The organism is Streptomyces sp. NPDC046203, assembly GCF_040646255.1.
Taxonomy (GTDB): domain Bacteria; phylum Actinomycetota; class Actinomycetes; order Streptomycetales; family Streptomycetaceae; genus Streptomyces.
Map to the genome: position 1 here is coordinate 203,615 of NZ_JBEYZX010000006.1, position 18,740 is coordinate 222,354.

The 18,740-nt window shown below is 71.6% G+C and carries 15 protein-coding genes; 9 read left to right on the top strand and 6 right to left on the bottom strand.

Translation table 11 applies throughout. From position 1 onward, the window contains the following. The first annotated feature begins 1 nt into the window (after position 1). Together ABZ990_RS07805 and nuoN are read left to right on the top strand one after the other, a co-directional pair. Entirely contained in the window at positions 2–1,612 is a 1,611-nt protein-coding gene (locus ABZ990_RS07805) for an NADH-quinone oxidoreductase subunit M (protein WP_361226913.1), read from the top strand. Continuing rightward, on the top strand, positions 1,609–3,270 hold the full coding sequence (gene nuoN / locus ABZ990_RS07810; RefSeq protein WP_361226916.1) for an NADH-quinone oxidoreductase subunit NuoN: 1,662 nt from the start codon (positions 1,609–1,611) through the stop codon (positions 3,268–3,270). Before ABZ990_RS07805 ends, nuoN begins: the two co-directional genes overlap by 4 nt. Positions 3,271–3,338: 68 nt before the next feature. On the opposite strand, the gene ABZ990_RS07815 is transcribed toward nuoN, so the two are convergent. Further along, positions 3,339–3,842: a hypothetical protein gene (locus tag ABZ990_RS07815; RefSeq protein WP_361226919.1), complete on the bottom strand. Its 504-nt coding sequence runs from the start codon at positions 3,840–3,842 to the stop codon at positions 3,339–3,341. Between the two features lie 246 nt (positions 3,843–4,088). Here ABZ990_RS07815 and ABZ990_RS07820 point away from each other — a divergent pair, with 246 nt between their 5' ends. The 3 genes from ABZ990_RS07820 to ABZ990_RS07830 all read left to right on the top strand — a co-directional run bounded on the left by ABZ990_RS07820 (position 4,089) and on the right by ABZ990_RS07830 (position 6,809). Next, the gene (locus tag ABZ990_RS07820; protein ID WP_361226921.1) at positions 4,089–5,069 is read left to right on the top strand and encodes an AraC family transcriptional regulator; all 981 of its coding nucleotides are present in this window, start codon (positions 4,089–4,091) and stop codon (positions 5,067–5,069) included. 161 nt (positions 5,070–5,230) lie between these two features. Beyond that, positions 5,231–5,986 (top strand): carbohydrate-binding protein, encoded by a 756-nt coding sequence (locus ABZ990_RS07825; RefSeq protein WP_361227015.1) that lies wholly within the window; start codon positions 5,231–5,233, stop codon positions 5,984–5,986. Between the two features lie 202 nt (positions 5,987–6,188). Next, the gene (locus ABZ990_RS07830) at positions 6,189–6,809 is read left to right on the top strand and encodes a hypothetical protein (protein ID WP_361226924.1); all 621 of its coding nucleotides are present in this window, start codon (positions 6,189–6,191) and stop codon (positions 6,807–6,809) included. A gap of 85 nt (positions 6,810–6,894) precedes the next feature. Here the strand turns inward: ABZ990_RS07830 and ABZ990_RS07835 are convergent, their stop codons facing one another. Further along, positions 6,895–7,545 (bottom strand): dihydrofolate reductase family protein, encoded by a 651-nt coding sequence (locus ABZ990_RS07835; protein ID WP_361226927.1) that lies wholly within the window; start codon positions 7,543–7,545, stop codon positions 6,895–6,897. 296 nt (positions 7,546–7,841) lie between these two features. Then, positions 7,842–8,330 carry an isochorismatase family protein gene (locus ABZ990_RS07840; protein WP_361226930.1) on the bottom strand — a complete coding sequence of 163 codons (489 nt, stop codon included), beginning with the start codon at positions 8,328–8,330 and terminating at the stop codon, positions 7,842–7,844. A 112-nt stretch (positions 8,331–8,442) separates the two neighbouring features. On the opposite strand from ABZ990_RS07840, the gene ABZ990_RS07845 reads away from it, so the two are divergent. Continuing rightward, positions 8,443–9,513 carry a hypothetical protein gene (locus tag ABZ990_RS07845; RefSeq protein WP_361226933.1) on the top strand — a complete coding sequence of 357 codons (1,071 nt, stop codon included), beginning with the start codon at positions 8,443–8,445 and terminating at the stop codon, positions 9,511–9,513. Positions 9,514–9,551: 38 nt separating this feature from the next. Here the strand turns inward: ABZ990_RS07845 and ABZ990_RS07850 are convergent, their stop codons facing one another. From ABZ990_RS07850 to fahA, 3 genes are all read right to left on the bottom strand, one after another. Further along, positions 9,552–10,718, bottom strand: coding sequence for an MFS transporter (locus tag ABZ990_RS07850; RefSeq protein ID WP_361227018.1), 1,167 nt, complete (start codon positions 10,716–10,718; stop codon positions 9,552–9,554). Positions 10,719–11,221: 503 nt separating this feature from the next. Then, positions 11,222–11,947 carry a hypothetical protein gene (locus ABZ990_RS07855; protein ID WP_361226936.1) on the bottom strand — a complete coding sequence of 242 codons (726 nt, stop codon included), beginning with the start codon at positions 11,945–11,947 and terminating at the stop codon, positions 11,222–11,224. A 275-nt stretch (positions 11,948–12,222) separates the two neighbouring features. Continuing rightward, positions 12,223–13,458, bottom strand: coding sequence for a fumarylacetoacetase (fahA, locus tag ABZ990_RS07860; RefSeq protein WP_361226938.1), 1,236 nt, complete (start codon positions 13,456–13,458; stop codon positions 12,223–12,225). A gap of 320 nt (positions 13,459–13,778) precedes the next feature. Between fahA and ABZ990_RS07865 the strand changes: the two genes are divergently transcribed. The 3 genes from ABZ990_RS07865 (at position 13,779) to ABZ990_RS07875 (ending at position 18,737) form a co-directional block, all read left to right on the top strand. Further along, the gene (locus tag ABZ990_RS07865) at positions 13,779–15,068 is read left to right on the top strand and encodes an LPXTG cell wall anchor domain-containing protein (RefSeq protein WP_361226941.1); all 1,290 of its coding nucleotides are present in this window, start codon (positions 13,779–13,781) and stop codon (positions 15,066–15,068) included. Positions 15,069–15,374: 306 nt separating this feature from the next. After that, positions 15,375–16,718 (top strand): LPXTG cell wall anchor domain-containing protein, encoded by a 1,344-nt coding sequence (locus ABZ990_RS07870; protein WP_361226944.1) that lies wholly within the window; start codon positions 15,375–15,377, stop codon positions 16,716–16,718. A 660-nt stretch (positions 16,719–17,378) separates the two neighbouring features. Further along, the gene (locus ABZ990_RS07875) at positions 17,379–18,737 is read left to right on the top strand and encodes a peptidase (RefSeq protein WP_361226947.1); all 1,359 of its coding nucleotides are present in this window, start codon (positions 17,379–17,381) and stop codon (positions 18,735–18,737) included. The last annotated feature ends 3 nt before the right edge of the window (positions 18,738–18,740 follow it).

The following is an 18,740-nucleotide window of genomic DNA, read 5'->3' on the forward strand; positions in this document are numbered from 1 at the left end:
GATGTCCTTCCCGCTCCTGACGGTGACGGCAGCGGTACCGGCGGCCGGTGCGATCCTCACCGCCGCCGTGCCTGCGGCCCGCCGTACCGCCGCCAAATGGCTGGCGCTCCTCGTCTCGCTCGCCACGCTCGCGTGCGCCGCGGTCGTCTTCGCCCGCTTCGAACCGGGCGGCGCCCGCTACCAGCTCGTCGAATCCCACTCCTGGATCCGGGAGTTCGGCGTCCGCTACGAACTGGGCGTGGACGGCATCGGGGTGGCGCTGATCGCGCTCACCGCGCTGCTCATCCCGTTCATCGTGCTCGCCGGCTGGCACGACGCCGACCCCTTGGCCGAGTCGACAAGCGGCTCCGCCACGGGCCACTCCAGCAAGTGGCGGCCCACCCAGGGCTTCTTCGCCATGATCCTCATGGTGGAGGCGATGGTGATCCTCTCCTTCGAGGCCACCGACGTCTTCCTCTTCTACATCCTGTTCGAAGCCATGCTCATCCCGATGTACTTCCTCATCGGCGGCTTCGGCGACCGTGCCCACGCGGGCAGCGACAGCAACGCGGCGGCCCAGCGCTCGTACGCGGCGGTCAAGTTCCTGCTCTACAACCTGGTCGGCGGACTGATCATGCTGGCCGCCGTCATCGGTCTGTACGTCGTCGCCGGCGGCTTCTCGCTCCCCGAGATCATCGCGGCGCGGGCGAACGGCACGCTGGACATGGCGACCAACACCGAGCGCTGGCTGTTCCTCGGCTTCTTCTTCGCCTTCGCGGTGAAGGCGCCGCTGTGGCCGCTGCACACCTGGCTGCCGAACGCGATGGGGGAGGCGACCGCCCCGGTCGCCGTCCTCATCACCGCGATCGTCGACAAGGTCGGCACCTTCGCGATGCTCCGCTTCTGCCTCGGGCTCTTCCCGGAGGCGTCGAAGTGGGCCACGCCGGTGATCGTCGCCCTCGCGCTCGTCAGCATCGTGTACGGCGCGCTGCTCGCGGTCGGCCAGCGCGACATCAAGCGCCTGATCGCGTACGCGTCGATCTCGCACTTCGGCTTCATCGTCCTCGGCATCTTCGCGATGACCAGCCAGGGCCAGTCCGGTGCCACGCTCTACATGGTCAACCACGGCATCTCGACGGCCGCCCTGATGCTCGTCGCCGGCTTCCTGATCTCCCGGCGTGGCTCGCGGCTCATCGCCGACTACGGCGGGGTGCAGAAGGTCGCCCCGGTGCTCGCCGGCACCTTCCTGATCGGCGGTCTCGCGACCCTCTCGCTGCCCGGACTCGCCCCGTTCGTCAGCGAGTTCCTGGTCCTGGTCGGCGCGTTCGCGCGCTATCCGGTGGCGGGCATCATCGCCACCACCGGCATCGTCCTCGCCGCGCTCTACACCCTCGTCCTCTACCAGCGGACGATGACGGGCCCGGTGAAGGAGGAGGTGAAGAAGCTCCCCGACCTGCGGCCGCGCGAGCTCGCGGTGGTCGTCCCGCTGATCGCCGTACTGATCTTCCTCGGGGTCTTCCCGCAGCCGCTGACGGACATCGTCAATCCGTCGGTCCGGCACACCATGTCCGACGTCCAGCAGAAGGACCCGGCTCCGTCCGTTCCCGCTAAGAACCTGGAGGCGGCCAAGTGAGTTCCTCCGCCGTCGCCCCCGCCGTCCACAGCCTGTGGACGGCGGCGGCCGGGCCGGTCGACAAGATCCCGGCCCCGCACATCGAGTACACCCAGCTGTCCCCGGTGCTCATTGTCGTCGGTGCGGCCGTTCTCAGCGTCCTCGTCGAGGCGTTCGTACCACGCCGGGGCCGGCACGGCACCCAGGTGTTCCTGAGCGTCCTCGCGCTCGCCGCCGCGTTCGCCGCGGTCGTCGGCCTCGCCGCCGGCGGCTACGGCTCCACCAAGGCGCACATCGCGGCCATGGGCGCCATCGCCGTCGACGGGCCCGCCCTGTTCCTCCAGGGCACCATTCTGCTGGCCGCGATCCTGGCCGTGCTCACCTTCGCCGAGCGCCGGCTCGACCCGGCCGACCACGGCCACAAGGTCGACTCGTTCGCCGCCGAGGCCGCCGCCGTCCCCGGCAGCGAGCAGGAGAAGGCGGCCGTCAAGGCCGGCTTCACCACCACCGAGGTCTTCCCGCTGGCGCTGTTCGCGGTCACCGGCATGCTGGTCTTCCCGGCCGCCAACGACCTGCTGACGCTCTTCATCGCCCTGGAAGTCTTCTCGCTGCCGCTGTACCTGCTGTGCGCGCTCGCCCGCCGCAAGCGGCTGATCTCGCAGGAGGCGGCGGTCAAGTACTTCCTCCTCGGCGCGTTCTCCTCCGCGTTCCTGCTGTTCGGCACGGCACTGCTGTACGGCTACGCGGGCTCCGTCACGTACGCCACCATCGCCGACGTCGTCAGCGGCGCCGTCACCTCGGCCGACCCGGCGCTCGCCGGGACCATGGGCAACGACGTCCTGCTGCTCATCGGCTTCGCGCTGGTGGTCATGGGCCTGCTCTTCAAGGTCGGCGCCGTCCCGTTCCACATGTGGACCCCGGACGTCTACCAGGGCGCCCCGACCCCCGTCACCGGCTTCATGGCCGCCGCGACGAAGGTCGCCGCGTTCGGCGCGCTGCTGCGGCTGCTGTACGTGGTGCTGCCGGGGCTCACCTGGGACTGGCGGCCGGTCATGTGGGGCGTCGCCATCGTCACCATGCTGGGCGGTGCGATCGTCGCCATCACCCAGACCGACATCAAGCGGCTGCTCGCCTACTCGTCGATCGCCCACGCCGGGTTCATCCTGGCCGGTGTCATCGCGGCGACCCCGAGCGGTGTCTCGTCCGTGCTGTTCTACCTGGCCGCGTACTCCTTCGTGACGATCGGCGCCTTCGCCGTCGTCACCCTGGTGCGCGACGCGGGCGGTGAGGCGACGCACCTGTCCAAGTGGGCCGGGCTCGGGCGGCGGTCGCCGCTGGTGGCGGCGGTCTTCGCGGTGTTCCTGCTGGCCTTCGCCGGCATCCCGCTGACCTCGGGCTTCGCGGGCAAGTTCGCGGTGTTCAAGGCGGCGGCGGAGGGCGGCGCGGGCGGCCTGGTCGTGGTCGGTGTGATCTCGTCGGCGGTCGCCGCGTTCTTCTACATCCGGGTGATCGTGCTGATGTTCTTCAGCGAGCCGAAGGCCGACGGGCCGACGGTTGCCGTGCCGTCGGGCTTCACATCGTTCGCCATCACGGCGGGTGTCGTGGTGACGCTGGCGCTGGGCTTCGCGCCGCAGTACTTCCTGGACCTGGCGAGCCAGGCGGGGGTGTTCGTGCGGTAGGCACGATTTCGGAAAGAGGGGCCCGGCGTTTGTCGCCGGGCCTCTCGTCTTTTGTGGCGCCCCGGCGCCTACGGGCAGGACAGGTGCGGGTTGAAACGGGCGAAGAAACCGGCCGGGTTCTTCTCGTAGAGCCAGACATGGCGGTCGTAGACCCGGCCGAGGCCCGCGATGTCGAAGGGGCCGTCGAACTTCCGGCCGAACATCCGCGGCGCCGGCTGCCCGGTGCTCGGGACGATCCACTCGGCGCCGACCAGCCGCCGTGTGCCGTCCTCGCCGGTGACGTAGAACAGCGCGGTCGGGCGGTCCGGGTCGGTGGAGCCGAGGTGGGCGAGCTTGGCGTAGTGGTAGCCCATGCCGCCCAGTACCGGGTCCGACTTGCAGTCGTCGGCGGGGAGGAAGCCGTCCTTGGCCGCGTTCGGCTCGTATCGGTACTTCGCCGTGGCGTGGTACGCCCGCCCCAGGTCACGGGCCACGGAGCCGTCGTCGGCCGCCCGGGCGGAGCCCGGCAGGAGCAGGGACGCGGCGAGCGCGAGGACGGCGGCTCCGGAGGCGGTACGGAGGGGGCGGGGCATGCGGAGGCTCCTCGTGGGCGAGACGGGGCGGTGAGGCGGGGCGGTGAGGCGGGGTGGGGGTGGGGTGGGCGCGGGTGACAGAAGCGTCACCCTAGGGCGGGGTGGGCGCATGCCGGGGGAGTCCACGCGGGGGTGACCCGATGGGGTGAGGCGTGTCATCGTGGGGTGACGAATTGGTCTCGACCAATCGCGTCGAGCTGTGTCTCCATGTCTTCAGCGAGCCCCCGACGAGGAGGGAGCCGCCCGATGCGCGGGACCGCCCGGTTACCCGACACCCCGCCCGTACACCGCCTGGAACTGCGGCTGCCGGACGACGTGCCGTTCGCCATCGGCAGCTTCGACGAGATCGGCCCGTACTCCCGGGCCGCCTTCCCGCACCGGCACACCTTCTTCGAGATCGTCCATGTCACCCGGGGCACCGGCACCCATGTCGTCGATCTGGACCGCTGGGAGCTGAGCCCGCCGCATCTGGGGGTGATCGTGCCCGGGCAGGTCCACCACTGGGAGGACACCCGGGGACTCGACGGCTCCGTCGTCCTGTTCACCCCGGACTTCCTGGTCGGCCAGAGCGGCGACACGGATCTGCTGCGCCGGATCGGCGCGCGGCCCTGGCACCGTCTCGACCCGGTCGCGCACGCCCGCACCGGTCGGCTGCTCGCCGAGCTGAGCGAGGAGTACGGGCACGGGGACCCCGGATTCGCCACGGTGCTGCGCTCGTTGCTGCGCGTCCTGCTGGTGCGGATGACCCGGCTCCCGGACCGGCCGGCGAGCGGCACGGCGGCTGGCATGGCGGACGGGGTGCCGGGTCCGGGGGCGGGTTCGGGGCCGGGTTCGGACGTGGTGGGTGCCGAGGTACGGGCCGGACGGCACGCCGTCGCCGAGGAGTTCGCCCGGCTGCTGGCCGCGACCGAGCCGGGCGCCCTCGGTTCCGTACGGGAGTGCGCCGACCGGCTCGGTCTCACCCCCGGCTATCTCACCGAGGCGTTACGGGCGGCCGTCGGCCGTACCCCCGGCAGCCTGCTCCGCGAGGCACGCACCCGCGAGGCCCAACGCCTGCTGGCCCGCACCGACTTGTCCGTACGCCAGGTCGCCGCCCGGACCGGCTTCGACGACCCCGCGTACTTCTGCCGCTTCTTCCGCCGGGAGACCGGGATGAGTCCCGGCGGCTTCCGAAAGCACCACGACAGCCGCGCTCCGTCCATCGAAGCGGGCCCGGGACCCGCCTAGGTTTCTGCTCGTTCCGTTCAGCCACCCCCCACTCCCCAGGAGCAGGCATGAACCGAGACGAGACCGGAAACGAAGGCGCCGGCGGCGGCATAGGCAGCGGCCGTACGAGCGCCGGGCACGTCACCCGCAAGACGGTGCTCCGGGCCGCCCTCGCGGCCGGCATGGCCGCGCCCGCCGTCCTCATGGGCGTTCCCGCGCTGGCCCGCAACCTCACCGAGGGGGCCGCCCCGCCGCAGGTCACCCCCGAGTGCCACGACGGCGACGGACCCACCGTCGAGCAGATCGAGGGCCCGTACTTCAAGCCCAACTCCCCGCTGCGCACCAGCCTGTTGGAGGCCGGAACGCCGGGTGTGCCGCTGACCGTCAGCGGCTATGTCTTCGGCCGTGCCTGCCGGCCGGTGTCCGGGGTGCTGCTGGACTTCTGGCAGGCCGACACCAACGGCGCCTACGACAACACCGGATTCAGATTCCGCGGCCATCAATTCACCGGCGCGGACGGGGCGTTCAAGCTCACCACGATCGTGCCGGGGCTCTACCCGGGCCGCACCCGGCACCTCCACGTCAAGGTGCAGGCGCCGGGCCGCCCGGTGCTCACGACGCAGCTGTACTTCCCGGGCGAGCCCCGCAACAACACGGACTCGATCTTCGACGCGCGGCTGCTGATGACGGTGCGGGACGCGGGCGGCGGTGCGAAGGAGGCGGCCTTCGACTTCGTCCTCGACCTTCCCCAGGACCCGGGAACGCCGACGCCGACTCCCACGGCGACCGCGCCGGGCGGCACCTGGGCGGTCGGCACCGCGTACCGCGCGGGCGACACCGTCACATACGGCGGCCGCGCGTACGTCTGCCTCCAGGCGCACACCGCCCAGCCCGGCTGGGAGCCGCCGTCGGTCCCGGCCCTCTGGCGCGCGGCCTGACGCACGCGCGGGGGTGGGTGGGGGGTGTCGGAGGGGGCCGGAGAGGGGCGCCACGGATGGCCCATCCCCGGGGCGGGGTCATGGCGGTCCGCGTATATCTGAGGACGCGACCATCGTCCGATTTTCTTGGGTTTCCTTGGTTTTCCTCGGATTCCCAAGGTCCTCCCCGGTCCCCCTCCCTCCCCCGAAAGGGCATGAATCCATGACCCTACGACGCATCCTCCGCCCCCTGGGCGGCGTCCTGGCGTCTTTGCTGCTCACCCTGGCCGCCGCGGGAACCGCGTCGGCCGAGGGTGGCCGACACGACGCCCGCGCGCCGCGCGCCGCACCCGACATCACCGTGAGCATCGACTCGCCGACCGCGCACCGGGTGACCATGGTGCCGATCCCGCTCGCCACAGGGGGGATCGAGATCCCGCTCTCCACGCCGGGGGCCGACAACATTCAGCCGGGCTGGCGGGACAGCTGGACCGGTGTCGTCGTCAACCACACCGACCGGCCGATGGAGGTGTTCTTCGAGGGTCTGTGGCTGGAGGGCACGATCGCCCCGTACATCGAGCTCGGGTTCGAGGGCTGGCATGACGTGACGCTGCAGCCCGGTGAGAGCTCGGCGCAGTTCACCATCTCCGCCGCGATGCCGCCGTGGGTCGGCAATGTCGCGATGGGCACCAGCGGCACCATCCATGCGGCGTGGGAGGTCGTCCCGGTGGGTCCGCCGGTGCCGCCGACGCCGCCCGAGTACCCGTGCGAGCCCGACTACGGCACCGGCTACGACCACTGCGTCGAGGCACCCGCGAGGACGCCCGCGAGGGCGCGCGGGTAGGGCGTGTGCGCGGGGCGCGCACGTCGGCCCCGGGATGTGTCCATCTGCCCGCCCGGCCTTCAACAGGCCGGGCGGGCAGACGTGTTCACTTCCGCCAGAACAGGTGGTGCGTCACGCCGCTCGGGCTGGGCACCACGTCCCGGTGGAAGCGGTCGAGCAGGTCCTCGGGGGAGTCCCACAGCCGCTGCCCCTCCCCGAGCGCGAACGGAGAGACCGCCACATGCAGGGTGTCGACCAGGTCGGCGTCGAGGAACTCCCGGATGGTGCTCACCCCGCCGCCGAGCCGCACGTCCTTGCCCCGCGCCGCCTCCTTGGCCTGGGCGAGCGCCGTGGCCGGGTCGGCGTCGACGAAGTGGAACGTGGTGTCGGAGAGCGTGATCGACGGCCGGGTGTGGTGGGTCAGCACGAACACCGGTGTGTGGAACGGCGGGTTGTCGCCCCACCAGCCCTGCCAGTCCTCGTTCTCCCAAGGCCCGCGCTGCGGGCCGAACTTGTTGCGGCCCATGATCTCGGCGCCGATGTTGTGGTGGAAGTCCCGGGTGAGGTAGTCGTCGAGCCCCCGGCTGCCGCCGGGGTCGGTTCGATTGGGCCAGCTCGCGGTGGCGCCGGCCCAGCCGAACAGCCGCTCGGGCTTGTCGATCCCGAAGGGGCTCTGAAGGCTCTGGTCCGCGTCGAAACCGGCGGCGACGCCGTCGCTGGAGACGTTGAAGTTCTGCACTTTCAGGAGCTGGGCCACGTGTTCCTCCGTGTCGTCGGACAACAGGGGGTGAGACTCTCCGCGCCGGAGAATCTCATCGGTGCGTCCATGATCGGCCGGTCGGCCCGGGATCCGGCCGGACGCCGGGTGTCGTGACCGGTGCGGGGGGCGGGGTTCAGCCGTATGCCGTCGCGCGCGGCGCTCCCCGGCGGCAGCATCTCATACATGTGTTCGATTATGGGGGAATTCCCGTGCCAGGGCCGGACGCCGTGGCGTCCGGGGGCGGGGCGATCCACTCGGGACCGGCCCGGCGGGCCGGTCCCGGTATGGCGGCGTCAGCTGTAGTCGGCGGTCTTCCGCACCTCGCCGAAGCGCGGGAAGACCCGCTCCACGGCGAACTCGTGCTCGTCCGCGGCGAGTCCGGACATCGCGTCGGCCACGAACTCCAGCCGGTAGCCGTGGTCCGCCGCTGCCCGCGCGGTGGACTCGACGCCCATCGTGGTGACCAGCCCGGCGATCACCACGGTGTCCACACCCCGTTCGCGCAGCCGCTCGTCCAGATTCGTGCCGTAGAACGCGCCGATGGTGCGCTTGACCACCACGATGTCGTCACCGTGGACGAGGCCGGGGGCGAAGCCGCTGCCCGGCGGCTGCTCGTCGACGTTCGGGCGCTCCACCCGGACCTGCACCACCGGTCGTCCGCTCGCCCGGAAGGATGCGGCCAACTCGCGGCAGCGGCCCAGTACTTCGTCACCAGTGTGCGGGGCGAGAGGAAGGTCGATGATGCGTGGCATCAGGTCGATGAGGATCAGCGCGGAGGTCATGACGCACGATCGTAGAGCCGCCGCCGATGCGAACAAGCAGAGGCGTCCTGAAGCCGGTTGAGGCGGAGGGCCGGGCGGGGGTCTGTCAGTGGCCGGTGTCAGGATCACCGGCATGGACTTCGTACGTACGACTCCGCCGCGGCCCGTCGAGGTGGCCGAGGTCTTTCCCGAGCTGGCTCCGCTGGCGCGTCCCGCGATCCGGCTGCATCCCCGCCCGGGATCGCCCACGGTCGGGGACAGTTCGGTCGGAGGGCCGTTGCTGTGGCCCGCCGGGGAGCCGTGGCCGCTCTGCCAGGACTCGCACCTGCACATCGACAGCGGGTTCCGCCAGTCGCCCGAGGAGGTGCGGCTGGAGAGACGCCTGCGGGCCCGACGGCACCCCGATTCCGGTGGCGTCGAGCCGACGCCCGAGGAGGTGGCGCTCAGGGAACGCGCCGCCGCGCGACTCGCGGCGCGCCGCGCCCTCGCCCCGCAGCCTGCGGAGTGCCCGGTCCCCCTGCTGCCCGTGGCCCAGCTGTACGTGCGGGACGTGCCCCTGCTGCGGCCGCCCGGCGACGCCGATGTGCTCCAGGTCCTCTGGTGCCCCTACGACCACGATCCCGACCCCAAGCCCGCGACCGCGCTGTTCTGGCGCTCGGCCGCCGAGGTCGTCGATGTCCTCGACGCTCCGCCGGAGCCGTACGAGGTGAACGGGGAGGGCTATCTGCCGGAGCCGTGCCTGCTGGCGCCGGAAGCGATCACCGAGTACCCCGACAGTCTCGATCTCGCCCCAGAGGTACGGGAGTTGGTGGCGGACCGGGGCAGATGGCAGGCGGCCGGGGTCGAGTTGGACGGCTCCTGCGCGGACTATCCCGTGGAGTTCTACGACGCGCTTCTGGCCCACGCCCCGGGCTGGAAGGCCGGGGGTTGGCCGCCGTGGGGCCGCACCGACGCGTACCCCTGGGACTGCGACGTCTGCGAGACGACGATGGTGCCCCTGCTGACCATCGCCTCCTTCGAGTGGGACGGTGACGAGGGGCGCGGCTGGGCGCCGTACGAGGACCGGGCCGCCGCCTACGGCGACTACTACGCCGCCCGGAGGCCCGATCAGCCGACAGCGGTCGAGGTGGGCAGCACCGACAATATGCAGATCTACGTGTGCCCGGCCTCTCCCGCGCATCCGCACATCGATCTGATCCAGTGACGCGCAGGGCCGGTCGCACCCACCCCCCGTGGCCTGGCTCAGGCCGGCACGGCCGCGCGCGGGGTCGTCAGGGCCAGCGGGATCAGGAGTGCCGTGAGCAGCGCGAGCGCCGTGAAGCCCCACGCCAGGCCCGCGCCGGTGGCGATCGCGGCGACGAACAACGGGCCGCCGGAGTCGCCCAGTTCGCGCCCGATCTCGGCCGTCCCCATGGTCTGCCCGACCCGCGCTTGGGGGGTCGTGGCGGCGAGCGCGGCGAAGCCGAGCGGGGTGATGAGGCCGGTGCCCGCGCCGGTCAGGAGGGCGGCGACGAGCAGTCCGGCCACCCCGGGCAGGACGGCGGCGGCCATGCCGCACGCGGTCACGGCGAGCCCGGCGGACAGCCCGGTCCGCAGGGTCAGCCGCCCGGCGTCCAGGGCCCGCCCGGCCCACGGCTGTACGAAGGCCGCGCACGCGGCGAGCGCGGACACCGCCGCCCCGGTCGCGACCGGCGACAGCCCGTCCGCCCGCCCGGACAACGGCAGGAACCCGACGCCGACCGACAGCGCGGCGGTGGCCGCCGCCAGGGCCAGCACCGGCCGCACGAACGCTCCGTCGGCCAGCCGGCGGGCCAGGTCCGCGAGCGTCTGCCGGGCCCTCGGCAGCGGCGGTACGGCCGGTACGGCGAGCGCGGCCCACACCGCGACCGCCGCGGCCAGCGCCGTCATCACGCCGAACAGCAGCGTCAGCCCGCCCGCCCACACCAGCACGCCGCCGAGCAGCGGCCCCGCCGTGAACCCGGCGCTCTTCCAGAAGCCGTACGAGCCGAACGCCCGCCCGTGCCGGACCGCCGGGTTCAGCCGTACCAGCAGCGCCGACGCGGCCGGCGAGAACGCCGACGCCGCCGCCCCCTGCCCCAGCCGCGCCGCCCACAGCCAGCCCGGCTCGCGCACCGCCACGTACAGCGCCGACGCGGCGGCGAACGCGACGAGCCCGCCCAGCAGCACCGGCCGGGCCCCGATCCGGTCGGCGAGCGTGCCGAACACCGGCTTGAGGACGACCTCCGCCGCGTCGTACAGCGCGAGCAGCACCCCCAGGTACAGCACCGACCGCGCCAACTCCGCGCCGCCCGCGCCGGAGCCGCCCGCACCCAGGTCCGCGCCCAGATTGGCCGCGATGCCGTGCGCGCCGAAGGCGGTGGTGAACCCGGCCGCGTACAACGGCCAGATCCGCCGCCGGTCCGGTACGGGGGGCACGGGGGCCGCCGTCGTGAGTCCACCCGCCGTGGGTCCCCCCGCGCTTCCGGAGGCCGCTCGTCCGCTCATGGCGACGAGTCTGGCCGTACGCGCGCGTGGAGCTACGTGTCATGCCGCAGTCCGGGCCGGATGTCACCCCAGGGGCGGCGTGGCCCGGTACAGAGGTAGACGTGCCCGCCCCACTCGATGTTGTGGACGCCGGCGGTGTTGGAGGGGGGCGTTCGGGATTGCGGGGTGGTGCGCTGGGGTTCTGGGTGGGTGCGCGTGGGCCGGTGCGGGGGTCGTGTTCTGCACTGCATGATTTACGGCGCGGATGACCTGTGTAGTGCGCGAAGCGCCCTTCCTCCGCGCCACACATCACGCTTTACGTTTCGAACACGACCCCCTTCCCGTCCCCCGCTCCCGCCCGTCGTCTGCGCACCACCCCGCACCCCTCCCGCTTGAGGGGGGTGCGGGGTGGGTGGAGGTGGTGGGGGCTAGTGGGTGAAGCGGCCCGGGAACTGGGCCACGATCCCCTTGCTGAGCAGGTCGGAGACCATCTCCATGTGTTCCTCCGCCGCGTCGAAGTCGGTGATCGCCTTCGTGTAGTCGGCGCGGAACAGGTCGGTGGCGTAGACGCCGGTCTGCGTGATGTGGGTCTTGAACGCCGCTTCCATCACCGGCCGGGGCCAGTGATGGGGGTTCGCGGCGGAGAGGAAGTCCGCGATCTGCTTGGCGTTGGCGTACCAGGCCGCCGTCGCGTTCTTCAGGGCGGTGGCGTTGCCGTCCTTCAGGGCCTGGAGGACCGGGACGGCGTCGTTGATGTGGGTGATCAGCAGATCGGTCAGCTGGTCGGCGGCGGCGCGGCCGTAGTACGGGGCGAGCGCGTCGCCGATGTCGTGCTGGTTCTGCAGCAGCCGGTTCGCCGTCGGCTGGAGGGCGGCCGGGTTGTGGAAGAAGGCCTCGAAGGTGGAGTACGTCCAGTGCACGTGCTGGGCCCACAGCTGGCGCATCGCGGCGTAGAGGGCGGTCTCGGCGGTCCGGTGGGGGAGGGGGACGGCGTCCGACGGCGGTACGTCGGCCGCGCCGGCCGCCGGCGGCGGGGTGGTCGCGTGCGCGGCGGTGGTCCCCAGCGTGCCGAGGCCCGTGACGGTGCCGGCGGCCAGGGCGAGGCCGGCGAGGGAGGAGACGAGCCCGCGCCGGGCACGGCTGGTCCTCAACATGAATCGGTTCTCCTGGTGAGGTCTTCGGTGCCGCGGGCACATCCGGACGGGTGGCCGCGCGGCCGGCACGGATGGGTGCCACACGCGGGTATGTACCGCGCGGCCGGGGTGCCTCTACCAGGCTTCCCTCGTTCGGGGGGAGTGCGGAGGGGCGTGCGCGGAAGAACGGCCGAGGGCCCACCCCCTTTCCGGGAGCGGGCCCTCGGCCGTTCACGTACGCCCGTCGGCCTGGCGGCCTGGCGGCCTGCGGTCGTCAGCCTCTCGGCCCCGGGCCGTCAGCCGGCGTTCGGGGCGATCCGTCCCGTGACCTCGCCGAGCGCCACCCGCGTGCCGTCCGGGCCCGGGGCCCAGGCGGTCAGGGTGACCTCGTCGCCGTCCTCCAGGAAGGTGCGCTTGCCGCCCTCCAGGTCGATCGGGTCGCGCCCGTTCCAGGTCAGTTCGAGCAGCGAGCCGCGCTGGCCGACCTCGGGGCCGGAGACCGTACCGGAGCCGTAGAGGTCGCCGGTGCGCAGCGAGGCGCCGTTGACGGTCATGTGGGCGAGCTGCTGGGCGGCCGTCCAGTACATGGTGGAGAACGGCGGCTCGGCCACCACCTCACCGTTGATCGCGACGGAGATCCGCAGGTCGAAGCCGCCGGGCTCGTCCTCGCCGGAGTCGTCGAGGTACGGCTGGAGCGCGAAGTCCCGGGCCGGCGGCGCGACCCGGGCCGCGTCCAGGGCCTCCAGCGGGGTCACCCACGCGGAGACGGAGGTCTGGAAGGACTTGCCGAGGAACGGGCCGAGCGGCACGTACTCCCACGCCTGGATGTCGCGCGCCGACCAGTCGTTGAGCAGCGTCAGACCGAAGACGTGCTCGCGGAAGTCGCCGAGGCCGACCGGGCTGCCCATCGTGGACGGGGTGCCGACGAGGAAGCCGACCTCCGCCTCGATGTCCAGCTTGACGGACGGGCCGAAGACCGGTGCCGGGTCGCCGGGCGTCTTGCGCTGCCCGGCGGGCCGTACGACATCGGTGCCGGACACCACGACGGTGCCCGCCCGGCCGTGGTAACCGATCGGCAGGTGCTTCCAGTTGGGGGTGAGCGCGTCGCCGTCGGGGCGGAAGATGTGTCCGACGTTGGTGGCGTGGTGCTCGCTGGCGTAGAAGTCGACGTAGTCGGCGACCTCGTACGGCAGGTGCAGCGTGACCGTGTCCAGCGGGTGCAGCAGCGGCTCCACGACGGGCCGGTGCGCGGGGACGGTCACCCAGCCGGTGAGCGCGCGGCGCACGTCGCGCCAGGCGGTGCGGCCCGCCGCGAGCAGCGGGTTGAGGCTGGGCTGGTCGAGCAGCGTGGAGTACGGGGAGCCGAGCGCGTGGGCGGCGGCGCCGGCGTCGAGGACGTATCCGCCGATCCGGACGCCGAGCCGGCGTCGCTCGGGTTCGTCGGCCGTGGAGAACACGCCGTAGGGCAGGTTGTGCGGGCCGAAGGGGTCGCCCTCGGGCAGGTCGAGCGGGCTCCGCTCAGGCTTCGGCATCGGCGTGGACATCGTGCTGACCTCGCTTTCCTGGTGTGTTGGGGGACACGTTACGGGTCCGGCGCCGAGACGCGGATGACATGTGTCACACGGAAAGTGCGGCCTCTGTGAGCAACTGCCGGGATTCTTGGCATATGCCAGGGCGGCGGGAGTGTCGTGTCGTCCTATGCCACTTCCGCGCCGTAACGCCCTTACTCCACGCCCTGATTACGGTCATACGATTGCCGCAGCGTCGCGCCGCGTGAGTCCTTCCGCCGGCGCGGGCCCCCCACGCCGCAGGCTGAATCTCTTCGTCCGACCAGAAAAGGTCCCCAGTGAAGATGCGTCGTATCGCAGCGACCGCCGTGGCCGCCGCCGTGACCGCTCCGGCTCTGTTCCTTTCCGCCGTGCCCGCGTTCGCGGACGGCAAGCCGGCCGCCGGTGCGAGCCGGACCGCCCAGAAGTCCGTCGAGGAGCTGAAGCAGGAGCTCGCCGCCGCCCAGGCCGCGTACGACAAGGCCGAGAAGGCATTCGGAGAGGCCATCGCCGCGGTGGAGGCCGTCACCAAGGACGACCACCCGCTGGCGGTCGCCGCCGCGGCGGCCGTTCAGGCGTCCAAGGACGCGTCCGCCGCGAAGACCGCCGCGGACGCGGCCGTCGTCAAGGCCGAGCAGGATCTGGCCGCACTGCCCGGGGACGCCACCGACGAGCAGAAGGCCCAGGCCGAGCAGGCGGTCACGGACGCGAAGACCGCCGCCACCGCCGCCCAGGCCACCGCGACCGCCAAGGCCGCCGCCGCGGTGAAGACCTGCGACGACGCGCGCGTCGCCGCCGCCCGGGCCATGCACCTGGCCGAACAGGACCGGGACGCCGCCGAGGCGGTGCGCGACGAGGCCAGGAGGGCGCTCAAGGCCGCCGAGGGCACGACAGGCGAGGAAGGCTCGGGGTGCTCCCTCGACAAGAACTTCCGTGCCTCCCTCACCGGGCCGAAGGAGATCGCCGTCGGTTCCGGCGGGGTCTTCACGCTCCGCCTGACCAACGCGGGCAGCACCTCGTACGCCGAAGTCGGCGGCTTTGTCGGCGCTTCCCTGGATCACGCCAAGAAGGGGGATCACCTCTCCCTGCAGTGGTCCTCCTCCACCAGCCCGTCGTGGAAGGAGGTCCGGCCCACCGGACCGCTCCGCAGCGGTGCCCGGCTGGCCCCGGGCAAGTCGTTCGAGTTCAAGCTCAAGGTCTCGATCGGCGCCACGACCACGGCCACCAAGGGCTGGCTCTACACCGAGGTCATGGGCTGGAACGACGACAAGTCCTGCGTCGAGTCCTTCGATGACACCTGGCCCACCTTCAAGGTCGTCAAGGCTGGCAAGCCCGGTTCCGGCACCGGTGGTCAGGGCGGCAGCGGTTCCAGCGGTTCCAACAGTGGCGCGAACAGCGGCGGGAACGGCAGCAGCTCCCCGCAGGGCGGTTCCGGCACCACCCCGGTGAACACCACCTCCACCGGCGGCAACCTCGCGAGCACGGGTGCCGGTTCGTCCACGCTTCCGTTCGCTCTGGCGGGCGGTACGGCCGTGGTGCTGGGCGCGGGCGCGATGGTGATGGTCCGTCGGCGGAAGGCCGGCGCGAGCGCCTGAGCATGCGCGTGACGTGCTGAAACAGTGACCACGGGGCCGTTCCGGGAAGCCGGGGCGGCCTCGTGCCGTGTGGGCGGTCCGTAGCGGGTGAATGGCATGTGTCACACAGAAAGTGCGGCCTCCGTGGGCAACTGACCGGATTCTTGGCATATGCCGGAGCCGCGCGCGTCCGCACCCCCCCTTCTGTGAACATTTCGCCGCCCTACGATGAACGCGATGCCGCACCGCGTGAGTTGACCCGCTGGTGCGGCCCCCCCTCAGACAACTGGCTTTATTGCTTCTTCGTCCGACCAGAAAAGGTCCCCTGTGAAGATTCGTCGTATCGCAGCGACCGCCGTGGCCGCCGCCGTGACCGCTCCGGCCCTGTTCCTTTCCGCCGCGCCCGCGTTCGCCGACACCAAGCCGGCCGCCGGTGCGAGCCAGACCGCCCAGAAGTCCGTCGAGGAGCTGAGGCAGGCGGTCGCCGATGCCCAGGCGGAGTACGACAAGGCGGTAGTCGTCCGTAAGAAGACCAGCGACGAGGCCATCGCGTACCTGGAGGACAAGACCCAGCCGCTGGCCGTGGCCTCCGAGAAGGCCAAGCAGGCGTCCAAGGACGCGGCTGCCGCGAAGACCGCCGCCGACGCGGCCGTCATCAAGGCCGAGCAGGATCTTGCCGCGCTGCCCGAGGATGCCACCGAGGCGGAGAAGGCCGAGGCCCGGAAGGCCGTCGACACCGCCAAGGACACGGCCGCCGCCGCCAAGGCAACCGCCGACACCAAGGCCGCCGAGGCCGAGGTCGCGGGCGATGCTTACGTGGACTGGCAGGTCGCCGTCACCCGGGTCGCGGGAGCGGCCGAGCGGAAGCTGGCCGACGCGGAGAAGGCACTGGACGAGGCCAAGGCGGCGCTCGCCTCGGCCTTGGCCGAGGAGGGCGGCGAGACGCTGCCGCCCGAGCCGCAGCCGGAGTGCGCCTGGAAGAGCGGGGAATTCACCGCCGCCCTCACCGGGGCCAAGGAGATCGCGCGCGGTTCCAGCGCCGTGTACACCTACCGCCTGACCAACGCGGGCAGCACCTCCTTCAAGGCGGTCTCCGTCTACGCCGACGTCTTCGGGCGCGAGGGCGGGCGCACGGAGGCCCTCCCCATGGAGTGGGCGTTCGCCGGCAGCTCCGCGTGGAAGCCGGTTCCGGCAAAGGGGCAGGCGTTCTCCATCGGAGCCCTGGCCTCGGGCAAGTCCGTCGATCTCAAGCTGAAGTTCTCGATCGACGCCAAGTCCGCTCTCGACCAGGGCACGATCACCACGTTCGCCGAGTGGAGGAACGACGAGACGACCTGCGGCCGGTCCGACAGCCAGTCCGCCTGGTTCGACGTCGTCAAGGCGGGCAAGCCCGGTTCCGGCAACGGCAACGGCAACGGCAACGGCACCAACGGTGGTCATGACACCAACGGTTCCACCGGTGGTTCGGGCAGCCACGGGAACGGCAGCAGCTCCCCGCAGGGCGGTTCCGGCACCACCCCGGTGAACACCACCTCCACCGGCGGCAACCTCGCGAGCACGGGCGCGGGCACCTCCACGCTTCCGTTCGCTCTGGCGGGCGGTACGGCCGTGGTGCTGGGCGCGGGCGCGATGGTGATGGTCCGTCGCCGCAAGGCGGGCACGAGCGCCTGAGCGCGGATGTGGACGGCTTGTGAAGAGCCGTTGAGCTGAAGCAGCGCAGAAGGGGCCGTTCCGGAATTCCGGGACGGCCCCTCATCTCGTTGGATCATGCATGTAATTCTCTTTCTGTGGAGCGGTAGTGACTTTCGGTCAGCCGCTTGACTCGACGGCCCACCGCATGTGGAATTGACTCTTCCCGCGCCGAGTGAAATACGGCCCTTCCGCTTCCAGCGGCCAGGGGTGGGCGCCGAGTCCGTCCCGTGGGCCGTGTACGTCTCGACCGTGCCCAGATGGCCCCGGCCGTCACTCCGGCGCGAATGCCCCGACTGTCGCCCACTCCAGTGCCACCAGCGGTTCCGTCCAGCGGCAGAGGGCTGAGGGAGTGTCGGGAGCGCCCGTCCTTGCCGCCGATGCGGCGCCGAGGAGCAGATGACATGAGTCACACAGAAAGTGCGGCCTCCGTGGGCAACTGTCCCGGTGTGCGGCATATGCGACTCGAGTGAAGTCATCGTGTCGACATATGCCAGCGCCACACGCCTCAATGCGCCTATTTCGCAGCCTTATTCCAGTCATACGATTACCGGGACGCCGCGCCGCGTGAGTTGACCCGCTGGCGCAGTCACCTACATACAACTGGCCGTATTTTCTTCGTCCGACCAGAAGAGGTCCCTTGTGAAGATTCGTCGTATTGCCGCGACCGCCGTGGCCGCCGCCGTGACCGCTCCGGCTCTGTTCCTTTCCGCCGTGCCCGCGTTCGCCGACACCAAGCCGGCCACCGGTGCGAGCCAGACCGTCGACGCGCCCATCGAGCAGCTGGAACTGGCGGTCAAGGCCGCTCAGGCCAAGTACGAAGCGGCTGTCGCCGCGCACACGAAGGCGACTGCGGACGCCCTTGTCATCCTGAAGGACGAGAAGCACCCGCTGGCCGTCGCCGCCAAGGAAGCCCTCCAGGCGTCCAAGGACGCGGCCGCCGCGAAGACCGCCGCAGACGCGGCTCTGGCCACCGCGGACGCGGCGCTGGCCGACGCCGAGAAGGCGCTGGCCGAACTGTCCGACGAGGCCACCGAGGAGGAGTCGACCAAGGCCAAGGAGGCCGTCGACGCCGCCAAGGTCAAGGCCGCCGCTGCCAAGACCGACGCCGACGCCGCCAAGGTCACCGCCGACACCAAGGCCGCCGCGGCTACCGCCGCGAAGACCGACTTGGCCAACGCGCGCGCTGCAGCCTTCCAAACGATCTCGGCCGCCGAGAAGAACATGGACGAGGCCAAGAAGGCGCTCGACACGGCGAAGAAGGCCCTCGCCGACGCCGAGAAGGCGCTGGAGGGCGACGACTGCGTCGTGGACAAGGATCTCTCTACGTCCCTCACCGGTCCGAGCAAGATCGCCCCCGGCTCCAGCGGCGTGTTCACCTTCCGGATCACCAACAAGGGCACCACCACCTTCGAAGAGGTCGGCGGCGGCGCGGTCGCGTTCCGGACGGACGTGTGGTCCGACGACCTCAAGGTCTCGTGGTCCTCCGTCAACAGCCCGAAGTGGCAGCCGGTCGTCCTCGGCGACGAGGAGGAGGAGGGGGGCTTCTTCAGCAGCGGCGCCAAGCTGGCCGGCGGCAAGTCCTTCGACTTCAAGCTGAAGGTCGATGTCAACTCGAAGGCCACGCCTGGCGAGGGCATGGTCATGGGCTTCGGAGCGCGAGTGAGCGCCGACGGCTCGTGCGGGGAGGCCACGGAGTACTCCCAGGCCACCTTCCGGATCGGCAAGCCCGCCAAGCCCGGTTCCGGCAACGACAACGGCACCAACGGCGGTCACAGCGACAACGGTTCCACCGGTGGCTCGAACAGCGGGAACGGCAACAGCACCCCGCAGGGCGGCACCTCCACCACCCCGGTGAACACCACCTCCAGCGGCAGCCTCGCCAACACCGGCGCCGGCCCGTCTGCCCTCCCGTTCGCCCTCGCGGGCGGCGCGGCCGTGGTCCTGGGCGCGGGCGCGATGGTGATGGTCCGCCGCCGCAAGGCCGGCATGGGTGCCTGATCG

Coding starts and splice junctions, on each gene's coding strand:
- ABZ990_RS07805 (WP_361226913.1), top strand. CDS start 2: ATGTCCTTCCCGCTCCTGACGGTGACGGCAGCGGTACCGGCGGCCGGT.
- ABZ990_RS07815 (WP_361226919.1), bottom strand. CDS start 3,842: ATGCCCCGCCCCCTCCGTACCGCCTCCGGAGCCGCCGTCCTCGCGCTC.
- ABZ990_RS07820 (WP_361226921.1), top strand. CDS start 4,089: ATGCGCGGGACCGCCCGGTTACCCGACACCCCGCCCGTACACCGCCTG.
- ABZ990_RS07825 (WP_361227015.1), top strand. CDS start 5,231: ATGGCCGCGCCCGCCGTCCTCATGGGCGTTCCCGCGCTGGCCCGCAAC.
- ABZ990_RS07830 (WP_361226924.1), top strand. CDS start 6,189: ATGACCCTACGACGCATCCTCCGCCCCCTGGGCGGCGTCCTGGCGTCT.
- ABZ990_RS07840 (WP_361226930.1), bottom strand. CDS start 8,330: ATGACCTCCGCGCTGATCCTCATCGACCTGATGCCACGCATCATCGAC.
- ABZ990_RS07845 (WP_361226933.1), top strand. CDS start 8,443: ATGGACTTCGTACGTACGACTCCGCCGCGGCCCGTCGAGGTGGCCGAG.
- ABZ990_RS07855 (WP_361226936.1), bottom strand. CDS start 11,947: ATGTTGAGGACCAGCCGTGCCCGGCGCGGGCTCGTCTCCTCCCTCGCC.
- fahA (WP_361226938.1), bottom strand. CDS start 13,458: ATGCCGAAGCCTGAGCGGAGCCCGCTCGACCTGCCCGAGGGCGACCCC.
- ABZ990_RS07865 (WP_361226941.1), top strand. CDS start 13,779: ATGCGTCGTATCGCAGCGACCGCCGTGGCCGCCGCCGTGACCGCTCCG.